This is a genomic window from Streptomyces sp. NRRL S-495 (assembly GCF_000966955.1).
In the GTDB taxonomy this organism is placed as follows: domain Bacteria; phylum Actinomycetota; class Actinomycetes; order Streptomycetales; family Streptomycetaceae; genus Kitasatospora; species Kitasatospora purpeofusca.
The window spans coordinates 1-355 of record NZ_JZWY01000878.1; the positions used below are offsets into that span (position 1 = coordinate 1).

Below are 355 nucleotides of genomic sequence, written 5' to 3' on the forward strand. Positions count from 1 at the left end.
TCGTGGCCGTCGGCTCGTCCGACGGCCGGTGGGGGCGTCACCCCGGGTGGACGAGGCGGTTCTCGTGGGCGAAGACCACGGCCTGGATCCGGTCGCGGAGTTCGAGCTTGTGCAGGACCCGCCCCAGATGGGACTTCACGGTCGCCTCCGCGAGGTACAGGGTGGCCGCGATCTCGGCATTGGACAGCCCTCGGCCCACCTCGACCAGCACCTCGCGCTCCCGGGCGCTGAGCCGACCGAGCCGGTCGTCGCGCGCGGCGCCGCGGCCGTCGGGGATGTGCGGGCGGAGGGTCTCCAGCAGACGCCGGGTCATCCGCGGCGAGACCACCGCGTCGCCCGCGGCCACGCTCCGGAT

Annotated in this window: 1 protein-coding gene; it reads right to left on the minus strand. The window is 74.6% G+C overall.

Translation table 11 applies throughout. From position 1 onward, the window contains the following. Positions 1-37: 37 nt before the first annotated feature. A partial coding sequence (locus tag VR45_RS35415) for a response regulator transcription factor (protein WP_045944027.1) occupies positions 38-355 on the minus strand: 318 nt, incomplete at its 5' end.